Origin of the sequence: Pseudomonas sp. 9AZ (genome assembly GCF_902506525.1) — a bacterium.
Lineage (GTDB): Bacteria > Pseudomonadota > Gammaproteobacteria > Pseudomonadales > Pseudomonadaceae > Aquipseudomonas > Aquipseudomonas peli.
Map to the genome: position 1 here is coordinate 599,181 of NZ_LR733840.1, position 19,117 is coordinate 618,297.

The 19,117-nt window shown below is 58.9% G+C and carries 23 protein-coding genes and 1 tRNA gene; 14 read left to right on the forward strand and 10 right to left on the reverse strand.

The window, feature by feature from the left end:
• Position 1: 1 nt before the first annotated feature.
• Positions 2 to 775, reverse strand: coding sequence for a PP2C family serine/threonine-protein phosphatase (locus ALTER154_RS02910; protein ID WP_160085179.1), 774 nt, complete (start codon positions 773 to 775; stop codon positions 2 to 4).
• Between the two features lie 280 nt (positions 776 to 1,055).
• Here ALTER154_RS02910 and ALTER154_RS20950 point away from each other — a divergent pair, with 280 nt between their 5' ends.
• From ALTER154_RS20950 to ALTER154_RS02935, 6 genes are all read left to right on the forward strand, one after another.
• Entirely contained in the window at positions 1,056 to 1,187 is a 132-nt protein-coding gene (locus ALTER154_RS20950) for a hypothetical protein (protein WP_256665405.1), read from the forward strand.
• A gap of 68 nt (positions 1,188 to 1,255) precedes the next feature.
• Entirely contained in the window at positions 1,256 to 1,690 is a 435-nt protein-coding gene (locus ALTER154_RS02915) for a GNAT family N-acetyltransferase (protein WP_160085180.1), read from the forward strand.
• A 129-nt stretch (positions 1,691 to 1,819) separates the two neighbouring features.
• Entirely contained in the window at positions 1,820 to 2,857 is a 1,038-nt protein-coding gene (locus ALTER154_RS02920; protein ID WP_160085181.1) for a GGDEF domain-containing protein, read from the forward strand.
• 118 nt (positions 2,858 to 2,975) lie between these two features.
• Entirely contained in the window at positions 2,976 to 3,491 is a 516-nt protein-coding gene (msrB, locus tag ALTER154_RS02925) for a peptide-methionine (R)-S-oxide reductase MsrB (protein WP_160085182.1), read from the forward strand.
• A 2-nt stretch (positions 3,492 to 3,493) separates the two neighbouring features.
• Positions 3,494 to 4,162, forward strand: coding sequence for a peptide-methionine (S)-S-oxide reductase MsrA (gene msrA / locus ALTER154_RS02930; RefSeq protein WP_160085183.1), 669 nt, complete (start codon positions 3,494 to 3,496; stop codon positions 4,160 to 4,162).
• 121 nt (positions 4,163 to 4,283) lie between these two features.
• Positions 4,284 to 4,721 carry an ABA4-like family protein gene (locus tag ALTER154_RS02935; protein WP_160085184.1) on the forward strand — a complete coding sequence of 146 codons (438 nt, stop codon included), beginning with the start codon at positions 4,284 to 4,286 and terminating at the stop codon, positions 4,719 to 4,721.
• A gap of 201 nt (positions 4,722 to 4,922) precedes the next feature.
• Here ALTER154_RS02935 and ALTER154_RS02940 read toward each other — a convergent pair whose 3' ends face one another.
• Positions 4,923 to 5,258 carry a hypothetical protein gene (locus tag ALTER154_RS02940; protein WP_256665407.1) on the reverse strand — a complete coding sequence of 112 codons (336 nt, stop codon included), beginning with the start codon at positions 5,256 to 5,258 and terminating at the stop codon, positions 4,923 to 4,925.
• Positions 5,259 to 5,293: 35 nt separating this feature from the next.
• On the opposite strand from ALTER154_RS02940, the gene ALTER154_RS02945 reads away from it, so the two are divergent.
• Positions 5,294 to 6,076, forward strand: a complete 783-nt coding sequence (locus ALTER154_RS02945) for a thermonuclease family protein (RefSeq protein ID WP_256665408.1) — start codon at positions 5,294 to 5,296, stop codon at positions 6,074 to 6,076.
• A 14-nt stretch (positions 6,077 to 6,090) separates the two neighbouring features.
• Here the strand turns inward: ALTER154_RS02945 and ALTER154_RS02950 are convergent.
• Both ALTER154_RS02950 and ALTER154_RS02955 read right to left on the reverse strand, forming a co-directional pair.
• Positions 6,091 to 6,166 (reverse strand) — tRNA-Thr (locus tag ALTER154_RS02950).
• A 115-nt stretch (positions 6,167 to 6,281) separates the two neighbouring features.
• Entirely contained in the window at positions 6,282 to 7,124 is an 843-nt protein-coding gene (locus ALTER154_RS02955; protein WP_160085185.1) for a S1 RNA-binding domain-containing protein, read from the reverse strand.
• 312 nt (positions 7,125 to 7,436) lie between these two features.
• On the opposite strand from ALTER154_RS02955, the gene ALTER154_RS02960 reads away from it, so the two are divergent.
• Together ALTER154_RS02960 and ALTER154_RS02965 are read left to right on the forward strand one after the other, a co-directional pair.
• On the forward strand, positions 7,437 to 7,625 hold the full coding sequence (locus ALTER154_RS02960; protein WP_169852821.1) for a hypothetical protein: 189 nt from the start codon (positions 7,437 to 7,439) through the stop codon (positions 7,623 to 7,625).
• Between the two features lie 228 nt (positions 7,626 to 7,853).
• Complete coding sequence (locus tag ALTER154_RS02965) at positions 7,854 to 10,079, forward strand: LTA synthase family protein (protein WP_256665409.1); 2,226 nt, start codon at positions 7,854 to 7,856, stop codon at positions 10,077 to 10,079.
• 16 nt (positions 10,080 to 10,095) lie between these two features.
• On the opposite strand, the gene ALTER154_RS02970 is transcribed toward ALTER154_RS02965, so the two are convergent.
• Positions 10,096 to 10,875 carry an ABC transporter substrate-binding protein gene (locus ALTER154_RS02970; RefSeq protein WP_256665411.1) on the reverse strand — a complete coding sequence of 260 codons (780 nt, stop codon included), beginning with the start codon at positions 10,873 to 10,875 and terminating at the stop codon, positions 10,096 to 10,098.
• 127 nt (positions 10,876 to 11,002) lie between these two features.
• Positions 11,003 to 11,395, reverse strand: coding sequence for a transcriptional regulator (locus ALTER154_RS02975; RefSeq protein WP_160085187.1), 393 nt, complete (start codon positions 11,393 to 11,395; stop codon positions 11,003 to 11,005).
• Positions 11,396 to 11,569: 174 nt separating this feature from the next.
• Between ALTER154_RS02975 and ALTER154_RS02980 the strand changes: the two genes are divergently transcribed.
• On the forward strand, positions 11,570 to 11,875 hold the full coding sequence (locus tag ALTER154_RS02980; protein ID WP_160085188.1) for a hypothetical protein: 306 nt from the start codon (positions 11,570 to 11,572) through the stop codon (positions 11,873 to 11,875).
• Positions 11,876 to 11,996: 121 nt separating this feature from the next.
• Positions 11,997 to 12,977, forward strand: coding sequence for a zinc-dependent alcohol dehydrogenase family protein (locus ALTER154_RS02985; RefSeq protein WP_160085189.1), 981 nt, complete (start codon positions 11,997 to 11,999; stop codon positions 12,975 to 12,977).
• Positions 12,978 to 13,044: 67 nt separating this feature from the next.
• Here the strand turns inward: ALTER154_RS02985 and ALTER154_RS02990 are convergent, their stop codons facing one another.
• Positions 13,045 to 14,394, reverse strand: coding sequence for a DEAD/DEAH box helicase (locus ALTER154_RS02990; protein ID WP_160085190.1), 1,350 nt, complete (start codon positions 14,392 to 14,394; stop codon positions 13,045 to 13,047).
• A gap of 253 nt (positions 14,395 to 14,647) precedes the next feature.
• Here ALTER154_RS02990 and ALTER154_RS02995 point away from each other — a divergent pair, with 253 nt between their 5' ends.
• Both ALTER154_RS02995 and ALTER154_RS03000 read left to right on the forward strand, forming a co-directional pair.
• The gene (locus ALTER154_RS02995; RefSeq protein ID WP_090248490.1) at positions 14,648 to 15,301 is read left to right on the forward strand and encodes a 7-cyano-7-deazaguanine/7-aminomethyl-7-deazaguanine transporter; all 654 of its coding nucleotides are present in this window, start codon (positions 14,648 to 14,650) and stop codon (positions 15,299 to 15,301) included.
• Positions 15,302 to 15,396: 95 nt separating this feature from the next.
• On the forward strand, positions 15,397 to 15,951 hold the full coding sequence (locus ALTER154_RS03000; RefSeq protein WP_160085191.1) for a dihydrofolate reductase family protein: 555 nt from the start codon (positions 15,397 to 15,399) through the stop codon (positions 15,949 to 15,951).
• Here the strand turns inward: ALTER154_RS03000 and rarD are convergent.
• The 3 genes from rarD to ALTER154_RS03015 all read right to left on the reverse strand — a co-directional run bounded on the left by rarD (position 15,946) and on the right by ALTER154_RS03015 (position 18,099).
• Positions 15,946 to 16,842, reverse strand: coding sequence for an EamA family transporter RarD (rarD, locus tag ALTER154_RS03005; protein ID WP_160089992.1), 897 nt, complete (start codon positions 16,840 to 16,842; stop codon positions 15,946 to 15,948). The two genes, ALTER154_RS03000 and rarD, sit on opposite strands and share 6 nt — an antisense overlap.
• A gap of 200 nt (positions 16,843 to 17,042) precedes the next feature.
• A complete protein-coding gene (locus tag ALTER154_RS03010; protein WP_160085192.1) occupies positions 17,043 to 17,642 on the reverse strand; it encodes an FMN-dependent NADH-azoreductase in 600 nt (199 codons plus the stop codon).
• A 142-nt stretch (positions 17,643 to 17,784) separates the two neighbouring features.
• On the reverse strand, positions 17,785 to 18,099 hold the full coding sequence (locus tag ALTER154_RS03015; protein WP_090248494.1) for a 3-phosphoglycerate kinase: 315 nt from the start codon (positions 18,097 to 18,099) through the stop codon (positions 17,785 to 17,787).
• Positions 18,100 to 18,176: 77 nt separating this feature from the next.
• On the opposite strand from ALTER154_RS03015, the gene ALTER154_RS03020 reads away from it, so the two are divergent.
• Positions 18,177 to 19,103: a LysR family transcriptional regulator gene (locus ALTER154_RS03020; RefSeq protein ID WP_090248496.1), complete on the forward strand. Its 927-nt coding sequence runs from the start codon at positions 18,177 to 18,179 to the stop codon at positions 19,101 to 19,103.
• Positions 19,104 to 19,117 lie beyond the last annotated feature (14 nt).

The following is a 19,117-nucleotide window of genomic DNA, read 5'->3' on the forward strand; positions in this document are numbered from 1 at the left end:
ATTAGGGCTTGCGGGAGGTAAACAGGCGGCTGAGCAAACCTCGCGGTTTGGCCTCGACGCTGTGCGTGGCCGCATCACGGCCGAGCACGATACAGGAGATATTATCCTTGCCGCCCAGTTGGTTGGCCTGCGCCAGCAGCTGTTCTACCAGCTCATCGAGGGTCTGAGCGTTACTGCACAGCTGCTGGATCTGCGCGTCTTCCAACTCGCCAGTCAGGCCGTCGCTGCACAGCAGCAGCAACTCATGCTCACCGAGCGAGCCTTGCAACATGCCGACTTCCAGCGGCTGATCATCACGGCCCAGGCACTGCAGAATGACATTGCGCTGCGGATGGCTACGCGCCGCTTCGGCGCTCATCTGTCCGGCATCGATCATCGTTTGCACCCAGCTGTGATCGCGGGTCAGACGCTCGATCTTCCCGGCGCTGACCCGATAAGCGCGGCTATCACCGACCCAGGCAATGCTGAAGGCCGCGCCAACAAAGTGTACCGCCACCAAGGTCGTGCCCATGCCGCGCTGCTCACCGGTACGCGCCACGCTGAGGATTTCGCGATTGGCCGCATGCACCGCCGTCACCAAGTCCTGGCCTTCGGCACAGGCCGCCTGCAGCGTTTGTAAGGCCAGGGCACTGGCCACTTCGCCGCATTGATGCCCCCCCATGCCGTCCGCAATCGCCCACAGATTCAGCTGTGGGCAACACAACAGAGCATCTTCATTGTGCCCACGCACCCGCCCAGGCACGCTCTGGCCGGCATAAATCAGCGCTTGTTCCATCAACGTCTCGGCTTAGGGGTTCAACAGTCGCACAGCAAGCAGGCCGTACACGGCGTAATTAAGCCCATGATGCGGCGGCACGCTCAGGCTGTCACCGCCATCCACCGATTTTGCCGGTGAACTGTTAACCAGTCGAACCCTGTCCTGCATCCAGACGCCCAAATAACGCCTCAGCTATTCGCCCTGCATGGGCGTAGACTCCAAGTACCAGCCTCGCCTCACCGCGAGGGGATGGCCCGCTCCAGAACATTCAACCACGACATTGTCAGAGGTGAAGATCATGAGCAAAGGTATGGATTCGAAGAAACAAGTGAAGAAAAAGCCGCTGAAAACCGCCAGCGAAAAGCGTACGGACAAGAAAGACAAGCAAGGTGCGAAAACCCTGCTCGGCAGCCACGCCGCCAACGCCTGAAGCACCCGTCTGAGGTAAGCATCGCGCTTGCGCTCAGGCATCCACTCACCGTCGCAACAGTACCTGCAATGCACTACCGCCAACTCCCCGCCTCGCTCAAGCCACTGGCTGACAAGTTCTACCGCAATCAACGATCAGCCATGCGCGCCGCAGCCGGCGCCCAGCTCTGGGTAGCCGAAGACAGGGATATCCTCGCGGCGCTATGCCTGCACCCGGTCGCGCACGGACATTGGCTGACCAGCCTTCTGGTCGATAGCACTCGGCAGGGGCAAGGCATCGCGCGCCAGTTGATCGAGACTGCGTTGCTCGATTGCCCGGCACCGGTCTGGCTGTTCTGCCACCCGCAGCTCAGCGACTTCTACCTGCGCCTGGGCTTTTCCCCCTGCACCGACCTGCCTCAGCCGTTGGCTGAACGCCTGAGGCGCTATCAGCGCAGCAAAAACCTGCTGGCATTTGTGCGCGTGCCGAGCTCGAGCCTTACCGCTCAACGGCTGGAACCTTAGTACCAGATAAACCAACACCATTCGGCAGATAGTGGCTCATGCTGGCACGTTGCAGAATTTTACTATTGCCATCGCCAGGGCAAGCTCTGCATGCTTAGCTCATAACAACGACAACAGTGGCCTTTAACTATGCAGATATCGCGGTTGCTCAGGCGCCTGCGTAGCGACTTCCAGTTGTCCATCATCACGCTGATGGGCCTGTTTGGCGTGATTGGCATTAGCCCCTATGCCGTTTACCGGCTAGCGACCGGCAACTACCTGGTAGGCACCTCCGACACCGTGATCGTTGTCTCCACAGTGATGGCGGTGATCTATGCCTGGCGCACCGGTGACACGATCAAACCCGGCATCTACCTGGCCACCATTTTCTCCGCCGGTGCAACGCTGATTGCCATCAACCTCGGTGTAAACGGCCTGTTCTGGATTTACCCGCTGATCATGTTCAATTTCTTTATGGTGTCGCCGGCCAAGGCCTTGTTGGCCACCACTCTGGTGCTCACCACGCTGGTCGGTTACGGCCAACTTAAACCCGGCTCGGTATTCGAAAGCGACTACCAGATGGTGTCATTTCTGGTCACCAGCATGATGGCCAGTATCCTCAGTTTCGTCTTTGCCTACCGCACCAGCACCCAGCGCGATCAACTGCAGCAACTGGCCATCCATGACCCGCTGACCGGCGCCCGTAACCGCCGAGCGATGAATGAAGAACTGAAGATCGCCGCCTCCATTTACCGCCGCCACGGCAACAGCTACGGCGTCTTGGTGATGGACCTCGATCATTTCAAACGGATCAATGACAACCATGGCCATCATGCCGGCGACCTGGTGCTGGTGGACTTTGTCGAACTGATCAAAAGTTCATCACGCAAGGAAGACCGACTGTTCCGCTTCGGCGGCGAGGAATTCCTCCTGCTGCTGCCCAACACCGAACGCGCAGGCTTACTGGCCGCCGCGCAACACCTGCAGCAGCAAGTGGCGCAGCACCTGCGCGGGCCCAGCGGTGCGGTGACCATGTCAGTCGGCGGGGCCATCCTACGCCGCGACGAACACTGGGAAAGCCTGCTGCAGCGCGCCGACGAACGCCTCTATCGCGCCAAGAATGCCGGCCGTAACTGCATCGTCATCGATGATGGCGTGGATAAAACCAGCAGCCTACCCATCGCCTGATCCCTCGATTTATCTTTACTTACAACTTGCGCGGAAAAATTCTCGCGCGCGGCGAGCAAGGCTGTAACAACTCGGCTTTGTCTCTGTCTATTGGCCACACTTCATACAGAGCACTGCCATGAAAAGACGCTCCCTGCTCAAGGGGATGGCCCTCTTGCCAGCCCTGCCCTTGCTCGGTCACGCCCCACTTAGCCTGGCAGAAGCTGTTGCCAGTAGCGTGACGCCTCTGAATAAACCTCACAGCGACTGGCGCGATCTGCTGACGCCCGAAGCCTATGCCGTGCTCTTCGAAGAGGACACCGAAGCGCCTGGCAGCAGCCCGTTAAATCAGGAAAAACGCGATGGCACCTACCTGTGCGCCGCCTGCTACCTGCCGCTGTTCGCCAGCCAGGACAAATATGAAAGCGGCACCGGCTGGCCCAGCTTTACCCAGCCGATTGCCGGCCATATGGGTACCAAGCGCGACTTCAAGCTGTTCTTCCCGCGTACCGAATACCATTGCGCGCGCTGCGGCGGGCACCAGGGTCATGTCTTCGACGACGGCCCGAAGCCGCGCGGCGAACGCTGGTGCAACAACGGCGTGGCCTTGCGCTTTATCCCGCAAGGCGAAGCCTTACCTGAGCTGCGGAGCTGAACATGACTGCTATCACCTACACCTGGCGCCGCCGTCTGCTGGCCAGCAGCATCCTCGTTTTGGGCGGCCTGCTGGCCGCTTGTGAACCCACAGCTGCGCAAGCGCCGCAGCCGCAGCCCAAAACCGCAACGCCGATAGTGGAAAACCCCGGCGTGGCAATCTTCGCCGGCGGCTGTTTCTGGTGCACCGAGTCAGACTTCGACAAAGTGCCCGGCGTGATTGACACCACCTCCGGCTACATCGGCGGGCATGTCGACAATCCCACTTATGAGCAGGTCTCTGCCGGCAGTAGCGGGCATATCGAAGCGGTACGCGTACGCTTTGACCCCAGCAAGACCAGCTACGCCAAGCTGCTTGAGGCCTACTGGCCCACCATTGATCCGGTGACCGCCAACGCCCAGTTCTGCGACCGCGGTCCGCAATACCGCAGCGCGATCTTCTACAGCAGCGCCGAAGAGCAGCAACTGGCCGAAACCTCCAAAGCCACTTTGGATAAATCCGGGCGTTTGCCGGCCCCGGTGGTCACGGAAATCCTCGCCGCCAGCACCTTTTATCCAGCCGAGGACTATCACCAGGACTATTACCAACGTAACCCGCTGCGCTACAACTACTACCGCAACGGCTGCGGTCGCGATCAACGCTTGGAGCAACTCTGGGGCAAGAAGCAATAAACCGCGCCCATCGGCTAGCCCTCGTGTCCGCTGATGGTGCTGTATTCAGCCGCTGATACCAGGGTGCGGCAGTCGCCGCATCCGCTATGGTTGAGTTCACACCTAGCCCAGTGAGCACGCCATGGCCCCGTTGAAACCCCTGTTCAAACTCACCTCGCTGATCGCTCTGTTCGGCTGGCTGATGCTGGTCTGCCTGCCATTCTGGCCCTATACCGATGAACTGGTACTGGGCCTCAGCGTGGTCCTGCTGGCCATCGTCTATAGCTGGCTGCTGTTTGTCGCCATGCGCCAGCGGCCTGAACCGGGTAGCGGCAGGCCCGGTTTCTTTAGCCTCGGCGGGGTGCTCTCACTGCTGCGACAACCCACAGCCGCACTGGCAGCCTGGATACATATTCTGGCGTTCGATCTGATGGTCGGGCTGTATATCCGCCACGAAGGCGCCATCGCCGGCATCAGCCACTGGGCACTGTTGCCCTGTTATGTGCTGACGCTAATGTTCGGCCCACTGGGCCTGCTGGCGTTTCTAGGCTTGCGCTGGGGCTTGGTGATGGCGGCCTGAGCTAGCAGGCCGTTGAGAATGTTAGCGAGGCAGTCGAGACAAGGCGCTACGCTAGTAACAGCCTAAGGCTGTTCAAAGCGGCAAGGAAGCGGACTGGGCTCGCACACGAGTTTACGAGCTGTAAATGAGCATTCCGAGACGCCGCGTCCCGGCCTGTTTTCAACGCAGTATCGGCAACGTAGGTAATTCTTCAACGGCCTGTTAGCGGCTGCGCTCATAGTATTCAGTGCTCTGACCTGGATACTGCTGCACCCGATAGCCATTGGGGTACTCAATCGTTTGCTTGATCGTTCCGCGATTCTCTATCGACTGGCTGCCGTAGCGCTGCTCATGGCGCTGCAGGCCGTCGGGTAGGCGCTGCCCGCCATAGAGGTTATGGCTTTCGATGGTCTGTGAGCTGCCGATGCTGCCACTGGCACCGGGGCTGATATAGGTCTTCGGAATGACCCGCAACGTCTGCGGCGCCAGCTGCTCGGCATACAGCGGCGTTACCAACAGCAGCCCAACCAGGCTGATCGCATATCGACACATCGTCATCACAACCTCTGCGCCATCGGCGCGTAACGAACTTGATGGTTTGGCAACAGCAACCCACCTGCGGTTCCGACCTGTGGTCCACCTTGGCAGACTTGAGCCGTAAAACTGCTCAAATATTGAGCAATCATCCGCGAATCGCAGAAAACCACAAGCCCCCACGTAGCCAATGCAGAAAGCCCGTGGGTAAAGCTGACCTGCTGTTTCGCGATGCCCGTCCCGCAAAATCCGCCAAGCATTTATTACTATCACCGACTACGTCTTCGCTTGAGCAACATGCCCAGATGACCTTCCGCATCGTTCTACTATTTCTTATCAGCCTGCCCAACCTGGCACTTGCTGATCCCTTCAGCTGCAGGGCAGTGGCTATCAGCGACGGCGATACATTCAGCTGCCAGACCACCGAGAATAAACGGCTGCGGGTTCGCCTCGCAGAAATTGACGCACCAGAAAGAAAGCAACCCTATGGCGCCGAAGCCAAGCAGGCGTTGTCAGCTTTGGTGCTGGAGAAACAGGTCGTCCTGCAGGTCAACGAGGTGGATCGATATGGCATCACACGGGCTCGCGCCTATGTCGGTGGCACTGACGTGAACTACACACTGGTCGCGCAAGGCGCTGCCTGGGCCTATACCAAGCAGCTGAAAGACCACCGACTCAAAGATGCCGAAACCCTGGCCAGAAACATGGGTAAAGGCCTCTGGCAGCTACCCGCCGAAGACATCGTCGCGCCCTGGGACTGGCGCTACGCCGGCAGAATTGCCGCGCCGCAAAAAACCAAACCCAGTCGAACGGCATCGTTCTCTCAGTTCGGTGGCGGCTAGAAAATTGGGGGAGATGGTGCCGGAGACAGAAATCGAACCTGCGACCTTCGCGTTACGAGTGCGCTGCTCTACCGACTGAGCTACACCGGCAAGATATTGCTTAAGTCGCACACACCAGATGCAACGCGACTCAAGCTGTCATCCCAAGCCTAGCTGACGGCCGTACACCTCACGGACTTTGCGCTGCTGTGAAGTGTAACGGTGGTTACTTGCTCGGCAGTTCGATACGGTCTTCGTGGATCACGATGCGACCCTGTTTGTACAAGCCGCCGATGGCTTTCTTGAAGTTGCCCTTGCTGACGCGAAACAACCCAGCAATTTCTTCAGGCGAGCTTTTGTCATTCACCTTGAGTACGCCATCGTGCTCGCGCAACTTGGCCAGAATCTGTTCGCCAAGGCTGCTGGCCGCTTCTTGGCCAACCGGTTGCAGGCTCAGGCTGATTTTGCCGTCGGCGCGCACTTCCTTGATAAAGCCTTTTTCCTGCATGCCGCTGCGCACGAACTTGAACAGCTCATTCTTGTGTATCAGCCCCCAGTGCTTGCCATTGATGATGGCCTTGAAGCCCATATCGGTGGATTCGACCACCAACAGATCAACTTCCTGGCCCGCCGTATAGTTGGCTGGCACGTTATCCAAGTAACGATCCAGACGTGCGGTAGCGGTGATGCGCTTGCTGCGTTTATCGAGGAATACATGCACCACGCAGTAATCACCAATCTGCAACGGGCGCTTTTCTTCGGAGTGCGGTAACAATAAATCTTTCGGCAAACCCCAATTCAGGAATAAGCCCACGCGATTTATATCCACAACTTTCAAACTGGCGAATTCACCCACCTGAACTTTTGGTTTTTCTGTGGTGGCAATTAATTTGTCTTCGCTGTCCAAGTAAATAAAGACGTTTAACCAGTCTTCCACTTCGCTTGGGGTGTCGCTCGGGATATAACGCTTAGGCAATAGAATTTCGCCATCCGCACCGCCATCCAGGTACAGGCCGAAGTCGGTGTGCTTCACGACCTGCAAACTATTCATTCGTCCAATTACAGCCATGATGCCCTACCCTCATTACCAGGCCGGCATTCTAGCCGACTCGCCTCTGAATTTCTCGGCCTACCGGCCATCGCACGGCGCCAGCCTGATGACCTACGGAGCAATCCGACCGATGGCCTAAATCGCAAGGCGCAGCCTCAATACGATTTATCTATTCTTATTAAAACAACCACTTACTGGCATATCCGCTAATTACCCGGGCTATTTACAGAATAATCTCTCTGCATATCGCCACATCCGAGCTTTATTTATCAAGCAATTGTCAAGCATTTCGAGTATTATGCGCGGCCAAATTAATTTTTGAGTAGGTTAATGGCCGTCATGCGCGTAAAAGCATCCAACAGCAAACCCAAGCCGGCTCCAGCCGTGGAAACCAGCGCCTCGATCGACGCACAGATCGAAGCCTTCCTGAAATCCGGCGGGGAAATTCAGCAAATTGCCAAAGGCGTCAGCGGCCAGGTGTACGGCACCACCAAGCAGATCACCATCGGTAAAAAGTAACGCTTTCTGGCCATGCAGCGCTTTGCTCGCAATGACAAGGCGCTGGCCAGTGCATAACCCCCTCCGCTTCCAAGCCCCCTTCCTCAGTCCGACATCAGTTGTTTCACCCTTTTACGCCCCGCCCACTGGCGCTTAGCACAACCTTGTTTCAGAATCATGTCAGCCCGCAATTTGCGGCGTTTTCGGCATTGCCACTGCTGAACGATGGCAATCGCCCCAGGAGTACCCGTGCGCGTTACCTGCAATTGGCTGCGACACCCTTCCAGCACCCTGCTTACCCTCGGTTTGTTGTTACTCGCCCTGCCATTGCTCAGCCGCTACCTGTTGGGCTGGTCGCATACCTATGGCTATCTGTCTGACCTGGCGATCGGCAGCTTGCTGGTGGTAATCCTGCACCAACGCTCGTGGCTGCTGAGCATTGCTCTGCTGCTGACCTGGTGCATTTTCACCCTGAGCACCGCCGAGCTGGTCAATGCCGTAGGCCGCATGCCAGAGCCAGCCGACTTGCAGTACTTAGGCGACGCACAGTTTGTCAGTCATTCAACCCAAGGCAGTGGTTTGAGCCAGCCATTATTGGCTTTAGCCATGGCCGTGCTGATAGCGCTTTACCTGGGCCTGCGCAGCGTACAAACACCGCGCCGTGCCGTGCCGTTTGCACGCGCCTGGCTGTTGCTGCCACTGGCCCTGTTTGTCGTGCACACCGTCGGCCAGCAATTCAAACCCAGCGAAGCGGACCAATGGTTGCAGTTCAACCTGACGCACAAGTTACTGGCGGAAAGTACCAATGGCGCTCAACAGCACCTGGCCGACTGGCTGGCGGGGGACGAGCCGAGCAGCCCACCTGACATCAGCGGCCTGAATCAGCTTGATCTGCACGGTACACCGCTGCTCAAGCAAGCCGGCAGCGCCCGCAACGTATTGATCATTACTCTGGAAGGCGTAACCGGCGCCTATCTGCAAGCCAGCCGTCAGGCCATCGGCAGCAGCTACGCGCAAGACCCGATGCCGCGCCTGAGCCAGTGGGCCGAACGCGGCATGCTCACCACCGATTATGTCCTGCATAACCATCAAACCATCCGCGGGCTATACGCCATGCTTTGCGGTGATTACGAAAAACTCGACTCCGGCACGCCGAAGGGCGTTGAACTGCTCAACAACCCGGCGCGCAGTGAGCAGTGTCTGCCCGCGCAATTACGCGAACGCGGCCTGAGTACGCACTTTCTGCAAGGTGCCGGGCTGCGCTTTATGGCCAAAGACCAAATCATGCCGCAGATGGGCTTCGACAAGACCTTGGGCCGCGACTGGTTCAAGAACAAGCCCTACCTCGAATTCCCCTGGGGCATGGACGATAAGGCCTACTTCGAAGGTGCCCTGGGTTACGTGCAACAGCTGCGCAAGAAGCGCCAACCCTGGATGCTGACCCTGCTGACCGTGGGTACTCACCAGCCCTACTCCGCCCCGCAGGACTACCTGGACCGCCACCCTAACGCCAAGCTGGCGGCGATTGCCTACCTGGACGATGCCGTTGCTGACTTTCTCAACGCGCTGGAAAAACAGGGCGTGATGAAAGACACCCTGGTGATCGTCACCTCGGACGAATCACACGGCCTGGAAAACGTCCGTCTGGCTTCGGCCTGGGGCTTCAACTTGCTGCTGGCGCCCGAGCAGGCGCAACTGCCCGCCATCAAGCAAGGCGTGTATGGCCATGTCGACCTGACAGCGTCGGTGCTCGACTACTTCGCCTTCCCGGTCCCGAGCAATATCGCCGGACGCTCATTGCTGCGCGATTACGCCACTGGCCGCCAGATCATTTCCTACACCAACGGGTTGCTGCGCCAGCATGACGGCCAGGGCACGCTGACCGAATGCGACTTCCAGAATGTCTGCCGACGCTACGCTAGCACCGGTTTTATTGCCGACAGCGCACGCTATCTGGGCCGCTTAAGCGGCAAACCTGCACGCCTGATCAGCCAGCAAGCGGCCCTGCTTGACCAGTCACTGAGCAATGGCGGCCAGATCAAGCAAAGCTATCAGTTCGCCAACCAACAGCCTATCAGGCTAAAACCCAGCGTCAGTGATGATTGGGCAGACAACCTGGTGGGCGCGCAGTACCTGACCTTGGGTGCAGCTACCCAGACCACCGTCACCCTGAAAATCCGCGCCCTGCGTATGGATAAAAAAGGCGCCACGCTGCAATTGAAAACTAAGGAATACGACCGCGATGTCGACGTGGCGATCCCAACGCTGCCACTGCTGACACGCGATAAGCCCGTCCAGGTCAGCTTCACCTTCGATAACCCGCAAGCACGCAAGGCGTTCTCCTTCCACCTGCTGGGCCAGGGTCAGGGTGCAATCGAGATTGTTGATTTCAGCGTCAGCAGCTTACCCCTGCCCAGCGAGGAGCTGCTCGCTGCGCAAGAAAGCCTGGAAGAAGTGGCGCCCGTCAGCCAGTGACGACAATCACAGACCTTCAATACACGGCGTAACGGCGCTCGATGGTCGTGTATTCACCATTCTCCCGAATCGCCGCCAAACCCTGATTGAAGCGCTCGCAATCGGCCTGCAAGCGGCAACCCAGCTTGTAATCTGTGGGCGCAAAAATCGGGTACAGGGTCAGCGGCTGCGTCACATCGACCTGGGTATACACCTCGCGGTTGAAGTAACGCAGGATGCGCATGTCCGACACCACCACATCCACCCGACCGCTGTAGAGCATGCGGTTGCGGGCGATCTGAAAGGCTTCTTCGCGGTAGCGCGGGTTGTTTGCAGCCATGGCCTCAAACTCGCTGCCAAGCAGAAAGCGCGCACGCTGGAAGGCATTGACCGAGTAACCGACCAGGTCGCTGATGCGCTGGATATCCAGGTTGCGCGAGCGCAAGGCCACCGCGACGTTCTGGTAGCGGATATAGGCATCCGAATAAAAAATAGAACCACCGCTGCGCTCGTTGGTGGTGGCAATAACGTCGATATGGCCCTTGCTCAGCATCAGGTTCAAGCGCTCCATCGGCGCGTAGTACGCCATCGGTTCCAGCCCCCCGCGCTGCGCGGCAGTCATCACGATGTCGTACTCCAGGCCACTGGCCTCACTCTCGAAGATATAAGGCGGTTTGTGCGTACCAAAGCCTACGCGCAAGGCTTGCGCCGAGACGCTCAGACTGCACGACAACAAACAACAGACCCACAACCACTTCATAGCGATACCCAAGTTGAACCAGAGCCCAGCATAGCCGGCTATGGCATGACTCTGCATTGCTCTATCGGTGAGATTGATTATTCCGAATCGGACATACGCCACGCACCAGCAGCTTTCAGTGCAAGACTGAAAGCCTAACTGCCCAGCCGTGCACTAGCGGCTGAGCACGCATTGCCAAACGTTGTTAAACGAGATTGGCTTTAGCCGCCGTATCGGCAAAAACCTCCGGCGACAACGCGGCCGGGCCCTGGTCGTCAAGCAACTCACGGGAATGCTCACCCCCAGGAATGCTGCTATCAATCATGCTGAGCAGTTGCAAGCCTCGTGGGGTCAGCACGAAGTTCTCGCCGTTACCGCCCTCTTCTTCCGGCCGAGGTTCGATAAAGCCAGCGCCGAGCAACTGCAATTCGTACTCCGCCGCCTGTGCTTTCAACGCATCCAAGTTATCGGTGTGCTCACCTGCACGCTCAAGTTCCTGCGCGAGCTCCTCGGCATAAGCACGGGGCGCGAAGTTTTTACCGGCGGAACTTTGCACTTCATGCAGCAAGCGCTCGATAAGATCCCAGTTATAAGACATATCGCTCTCTCCCATTCGCGTTGCGCTCAACCCAGTGGCAAGCGCGAGGGCTGCATTGCACGCCGCCCTGTTAAGTTCCGACCCACCTCTGCCCGCTTAGGTTCGACCTGAACTTTCCCCACCCAGGCCTACTCAACCGAACACGTCTGCCTATTCGCCCGCGAGGACATTGCCATGAAGATCACTCTGCCCAGTAAAACCGCTCTGAGCCTTTGCGCTGCCTTCGCTCTATTTGCCCAGAGCACGGCCTACGCTTCGTGCAGTTCCGAGGAGGCGATCGCCAAAGCCGGGCAACTCGCTGCCAAAGTCGCAGAGATCACCAAAAAAGATCCTGCCCGTGCGGAACAGCTGCGCGCAGAACTGAAGGAAACCTCACCCGAGACTTCCTCTGACGAGATGGAAAACGCTTGCGAAGGCTACGACCAGCGTCTCAATGAACTGGAAAAAGCCGGCGATGACATGCAAGACGACCCAAACTAGCCACCACTCGGCTTGTTCAACCGCTGCCGATCACCCAGATCGATAACGGAGGATTCGTCGCACCTTGGCCACTCCGGTCTAGACTTCAGCCACTTTGTTCAGCCTCTACCGGAGAATTCCCATGCTTAAAGCCGAATACCAACACCGTGGCCCACAACCTCACGAGGTGATCGCCGCTGTAGAACTGCAGCTGCCAGAGCTTGGCGCGGGCCAGGTACGCATCAAGGTTCTGGCTGCGCCGATCAACCCCTCCGATGTACTTACGCTGACCGGCGAATACGGCATGCTGCCGCCGCTGCCAGCAGTAGGCGGCAACGAAGGGGTCGGCCGCGTGGAAGTACTGGGCCCCGAGGTCAGTAACCTCAAAGTCGGCCAAATGGTGCTGTTACCGGTTGGCTGCGGCACCTGGGTCAGCCATTTGAATGCGCAGGCCAATAAACTTATTCCCCTGCCGGAAGCCGACCCACAGCAACTGGCGATGATGACGGTTAACCCACCGACCGCCTCCCTGATGCTCAGTGAATTCGTCGACCTCAAACCCGGTGACTGGGTGATCCAGAACGCCGCCAACTCCGGCGTCGGCAGCTACCTGATCCAGCTGGCCAAGCTGCGCGGCTTCAAAACCATTAACGTGGTACGCCGTGAGTCGGCAGTGGCCGGCGTGGAAGCAGAAGGCGGTGACGTGGTGCTGGTCGACGGTCCGGATCTGGCTAAACGCGTGCGTGCCGCCACTGGCGGTACAAGCGTGCGCTTGGGCATTGATGCCGTGGGCGGCGAAGCCACTGATCACTTGGCCGCCAGCCTTTGCGAGGGCGGCGTATTGGTCAACTACGGCATGATGAGCCGTCAGCCGTGTCAGGTTTCGCCCGCCTCGTTTGTGTTCCGCGATGTCAGCCTGCGCGGCTTCTGGCTGGCCAAGTGGTTCCAGAACGCCAGCCAGGCCGAGCAAATGAAAGTGTTTGGTGAGTTGGTACAACTGATCGCCAGCGGCAAGCTGCATACCCGCGTTGCTGCGACCTATGACGTCAGCGAGATCAAGCAGGCCGTAGCAGCTGCCGCCAGTGGTGAGCGCGATGGCAAGATATTGATCGTACCGAAGTAAGCCCTGAAATGACGACGGCGGATTAGCTCCCCAGCCAACCCGCCGTTGTAATCACACTGCAGCCGAGTTATTCCGCTGCGGGAGTACGGCGCTTCAGCGGTGCCAAGCCGTCCTGGCTGACCAGCACCGGCGCATCAGGTTTCGGCCGATTGATCGTGTTGCGTTTGCTCGGAGCCTTGGTTGCCGGTTTTTTCGCCAGCTTCTTGCCCGTTTTCGGGTCGACCTTTTTCTTCTTCGGGCCAACCGCTTTACCGGACGCTTTGAGGTTTTTCGGCCCCTGGTAGATGCCCTTAAGGTCTTTGATATTGCGGCGCTCGAAACGCTGTTTGAGGTAGCGCTCGATGCTCGACATCAGCGCCCAGTCGTTGTGACAGATCAGCGAAATCGCCAGACCTTCAGCGCCAGCACGGCCAGTGCGACCGATGCGGTGTACGTATTCGTCGCCGGAGCGCGGCATATCGAAGTTGATTACCAGATCCAGGCCGTCAACATCCAGACCACGGGCCGCCACATCGGTGGCCACCAGAATCTTCACCGCGCCCTGCTTGAGGCGGTCGATGGCCAGCTTGCGATCCTTCTGGTCCTTCTCGCCATGCAACACAAAGGTCTTGAAGTCATGGGCGACCAACTTGCCGTACAGGCGGTCAGCCTGGACGCGGGTATTGGTGAAGATGATCGCCTTATCGTAGGTCTCGTTTTTCAGCAACCACTCGACCAAGCGCTCTTTGTGATGGTTATGGTCAGCGGTGATGATCTGCTGACGGGTACCTTCATTGAGCTGGCTGACGCGGTTGAGCTGCAGGTGCTCAGGCTCTTTCAGCACCTTGCCGACCACTTCGCGCAGGGCTGCGCCGCCACTGGTGGCGGAGAACAGCAGGGTCTGGCGGTCGGCATTGCACAGCTCGCCGAGACGTTGCACGTCTTCAGCAAAGCCCATATCGAGCATGCGGTCGGCTTCATCGAGCACCAGCACTTCGACTTCATCGAGCAGCAGGTTGCCGGCGTTGGCGTGTTCGATCAGACGGCCTGGCGTACCAATCAGGATGTCGACCTTGCGCAGCATGGCGGCCTGCACCTTGAAGTCTTCACCACCGGTGATCAGACCACCCTTGAGGAAGGTGAACTGAGCGAAGCGCTCGACTTCCTTGAGGGTTTGCTGCGCCAGCTCGCGGGTTGGCAGCAGGATCATCGCGCGTACGCTCATGCGTGGCTGGGAAGCGCCATCGCCGAGCAGGCGATTGAGCATTGGCAGCACAAAGGCTGCGGTCTTGCCGCTGCCGGTTTGCGCGGTAACCCGCAAGTCTTTTCCTTGCAGCGCCAGCGGAATGGCCGCCAACTGCACCGGGGTGGGCTCGACAAATTTCAGCTCGGCCACGGCTTTGAGCAGGCGTTCATGCAGGGCGAATTGGGAAAACACGGGTATACCTCGACAAAAAATCAGCAATACAGTGGCATAGATTACCGGTTCTGCCGGCTAAAAGCCCGAACGGCCTGGCCAACGGCGTCTGTAGCCTAGTTGTCGGCCCTGCAGCCGCGCGCAGAAACAGCACAGATCGACGCCTCCCGTCAGACCACTACGCATATACGGCATCGCGCCGGTAGAATGCGCGCCGCCATTCAATTCCGGGTGGCATGGGTTCCCTAACCCCATTCAGCAAAAAGGTTCCGTCATGCTTATTACCGCCCCTCAGCGCCTGCGCAATGCGCTTATTGCACTGGTGCTGTTTCATATCCTGATCATCATCGCCAGCAATTACCTGGTGCAGCTACCGATCACCCTGTTCGGCTGGCATACCACCTGGGGCGCGTTCAGCTTCCCGTTTATCTTCCTGGCCACTGACCTGACCGTACGCCTACTTGGCAAACAGGCGGCGCGCCGGGTGATTGCTCGGGTGATGCTGCCGGCGCTGCTGATTTCCTACATCGTCTCGGTGCTGTTTCAGGAAGCCAGCTTTCGCGGTTTCGGCGCCTTGCTGGAGTTCAACGAGTTCGTGCTGCGCATTTCCATCGCCAGCTTCCTCGCTTACGTCCTGGGACAGTTCCTCGATATTCAGGTATTCGACCGCCTGCGCCAGCTGTCGCTATGGTGGGTAGCGCCAACAGTCTCGACCGTCCTTGGCAACCTGCTGGACACCTATGCGTTCTTCTCGGTGGCATTCTGGAACAGCAGCAACCCGTTTATGGCCGAGCACTGGGTGGAGATCGCCACGGTCGATTACGGGGTCAAACTGGCGGTCAGCCTGCTGCTGTTCGTGCCGCTCTACGGTATGTTGCTCAATGCCATTCTGCGCATGTTGGCTGGGCGTACTCAGGCCGCCAGCTAAGCGCGCAAGACCAGCAGGAAACTTTGCTGCGTAATCCGACTCAACCGTTCAACAGCCCTCGCCATGGGCTTGTTCGGTTGCCGGGGGGCATCAGCATGAAACCCACTCTGATCTACTACGTAGCCGCCAGCTTAGACGGCTATATCGCTCGCCCGGATGGCCGGGCCGATTGGTTGGAAAGCATCCAGGCTGCTGGCGACGACCACGGTTATCACGCCTTTTATGACGGCATCGACGCCCTGCTAATGGGCCGCATGACCTTCGACACGCTGATGGACGCCGAGGAGGATTGGCCCTACCTCGGCAAACCCTGCCTGGTACTGACCCGCTATCCGCACGAACAATTACCGGATGGCGTAAGCATGCGCCATTGCACACCGAGCGAAGCCCTGACGACGCTGGCCGAACAAGGCCATCAGCGTATCTGGCTGGTGGGCGGTGGTTCGCTGGCCGGTAACTGTTTCGCTGCCGGCCTACTCGACGAGCTGGTGGTGAGCCTGGTGCCTTATCTGCTGGGCGCCGGTATTCCAATGTTCGCCAGCGGTCTGGAACGCAGCCTGAGACTGCACGAACAACGCAGTTTCAGCAGCGGCGTGGTGCAACTGCACTATCAGGTGCTGCCGGAAAACCCTGCGGATGTCGTTCTATAAACCTTGCCGCGCCTGCTTGATCAATAGCCGCGCGCTGTCCCAGCCGACCAGCAGTACCGCCAGCCAGATCGGCAGGTAGGTCAACCATTGCGCGCTATTGAACTGCTCACCGAGAAACAGTAGCGCTACGAGAAACAACAGCACCGGCTCGACATAACTGAGAATACCGAACAGGCCCATCGGCAGCAGACGACTGGCAGCCATCATCGCGGCAAACGCCAGGGAGCTGAGGATCGCCAGCCCCGGCAGCAGCCACCACAGCTGCGGCGCCTGGCTGAACAGCTGCGGCGGGCTCCATTGCAGCACCAGCCAGATCGCCACCGGTGCCATAAACAGCATCTCGAAGGCAAAGCCGGACAAGGCGTCCAGGCGCATCCAGCGGCGCAGCATGAAATACGGTGGATACCCCAGCACCGTGACCATCACCACCCAAGAGAACGCCTGGGTCAGCCACAGTTCATGGGCCACGCCGAGCAAGGCGCAGAACACCGCCAGACGCTGTAATGGTCGCAGCCGCTCGCCATAAAACACCCGCCCGGCCAGCACCATGGCCAGCGGCAGCAGAAAATAGCCCAGCGACACTTCCAGCATGCGTCCGGCCAGCGGCGCCCAGACAAACAGCGCCCACTGAATCCCCATCAACAACGCGGCCAACGGCAGACTGGCGAACAGCAACGGCTCGCGCCGCACTCGTTCGCAGGCGGCGAGCAGCACCGGCCATTGCCGCGACAAAGTGATCAGCAGCAACACCGCCGGTATTGACCACAACACCCGCTGGGCAAACACCTGCAAGCCATCCAGTGGTGCTAACAGCCGTACATAGCCCGGCACCAGAGCAAACAACATCGAGGCAATAATCGACAGCGCTACACCGCGCCCAGACAGCTGCATCACTCCACCCTGCTTAATCAGACCCTGACATCTTGCCTGGCTTGTAGTGAAGACCACAGCCACAAAGCGACACAGCCAGGTACTTAAACAGCCGTACAGTGCAAAAATGCAGGGCATAAAAAAGCCCGCACTGCATCAGCAGAGCGGGCAGAGACGTCCAGGAGCACCGGACGCCAGGAGATCAAGATATTGCGGAAAAATCAGATGGCCTGGGCCAGTTGCGCCTTGGCCTGATTCAGGCCCTTTTCCATAAACTCGCTGCCCAGGTTGAGGCCTTCGGCATGGATAAAGCTGACATCGTGGATACCGACAAAAGCCAGCGCCTGACGCAGGTAGGGTTCCTGGTGGTCCTGAGCGCTGCCGGCGTAGATGCCGCCGCGAGCGGTCAGGACAAAGGCGCGCTTGCCGCTGAGCAGGCCTTGCGGGCCGGTTTCGGTGTATTTAAAGGTCACCCCGGCGCGCAGCACGTGATCGAGCCAAGCCTTCAGGGTGCTGGGGATGGCGAAGTTGTACATGGGAGCGGCCAGCACCAGCACATCGGCGGCCAGCAGTTCATCGGTCAGCAGGTTGGACAGCGCCAGCGCCGCTTGCTCGGCGTCGCTCTGTTGCTCCGCTGGGTTCATCCAACCGCCTAGTAGGTTGGCATCCAGATGCGGTACCTGATCAACCGCCAGGTCACGCACTTTGATCTGATCTGCCGGATTGGCAGAAGACCAGTTGGCGATAAATTGCGCCGTCAGCTGACGCGAAACCGAACCTTGCTGGCGGGCGCTGCTTTCAATTACTAGGACGTTGGCCATGTTGTGTGCTCCATCGAAGGGGTGTTGAACGTCGATGGACAAAGAGTAGGCGCACTTAATTCGATTAAAAAGCGCAAATAACCGCACAAAACAATCTAATAATTTGATTTATAGCCAGGCCGCGCTTAGTCTCAGGCCAGTATTAAGACAGTTCGCAGGTTAGTTTGACCCGCAGCTTGATAATGCTACGGCTGAACTTCACCGCCAAGTTGTTGCTGTCACCAGCGGGCAGGACGACCTTGCGGGTGCGCGGCGCTTCAGGGCCGTTACGGAAAACCGCCGTGCACTTGGCATCGCTACGGCCATAGTTGTACAGCTGCACAGCACCCATGTTGTGGTCGATTTCCTGAGTGGTGGCGGAGACTTCAGCACCATTAAGCTGTTTTTCCACCTCGATCGGGTAGGCCATTACAGTCAGCGGCAAGCAGGCCAGCAACGCACAACAGAGCTTTTTCATCAGGGCAGTCTCCGGTAAAAGACGGCCAGTTTAGGTTGATTGAGTGGGTGTTTGCACCCTCAGTACGGGAATCGAATATGAAAGCCCCCCGCGTAACGCTCGACCAATGGCGCACCCTGCAGGCCGTGGTCGATCACGGCGGTTTTGCCCAGGCCGCCGAGGTGCTGCACCGCTCACAATCTTCGGTGAGTTATACCGTGGCACGGATGCAGGAGCAGCTGGGCGTACCGCTGCTGCGTATCGACGGACGCAAGGCGGTGTTGACCGAAGCCGGCGACGTGCTGCTGCGCCGCTCGCGGCAACTGGTCAAACAGGCCAGCCAACTGGAAGACCTGGCGCACCATATGGAGCAAGGCTGGGAGGCCGAAGTACGCCTGGTGGTCGATGCCGCCTACCCCAACGCCCGCCTGGTGCGCGCGCTGACCGCCTTTATGCCGCAAAGCCGCGGCTGCCGTGTACGTCTGCGCGAGGAAGTGCTGTCCGGGGTGGAAGAAGTGCTCAAGGACGGCATGGCCGACCTGGCCATCAGCGCGCTGAACATTCCCGGCTTTCTCGGTGCGGAAATGAGCACCGTGGAGTTTGTCGCCGTGGCTCACCCCGATCATGCGCTGCATCGCCTGCAGCGCGTCGTAACCTTCCAGGACTTGGAAACCCAGATGCAGGTGGTGATTCGCGACTCAGGTCGCCAACAACCCAAGGATGTTGGCTGGCTCGGCGCCGAACAGCGCTGGACGGTCGGCAGCCTGGCCACGGCCGCCACGTTTGTCGGCAACGGCCTGGGCTTTGCCTGGTTGCCACGCCATATGATTGAGCGCGAGCTCAAGGACGGCCTGCTCAAACCGCTGCCACTGGACCAGGGTGGCAGCCGCAACCCCTTGTTCTTCCTCTACTCGAACAAGGACAAGCCCCTGGGGCCCGCTACACAGATTCTCGTTGAGCTGATTCAGCGTTTCGATGCTGCGCCGTTAAATGCAGCCTTTGCTGCGCCGCTGCCCTCGGCCTGATAAGGAGTCCCGCA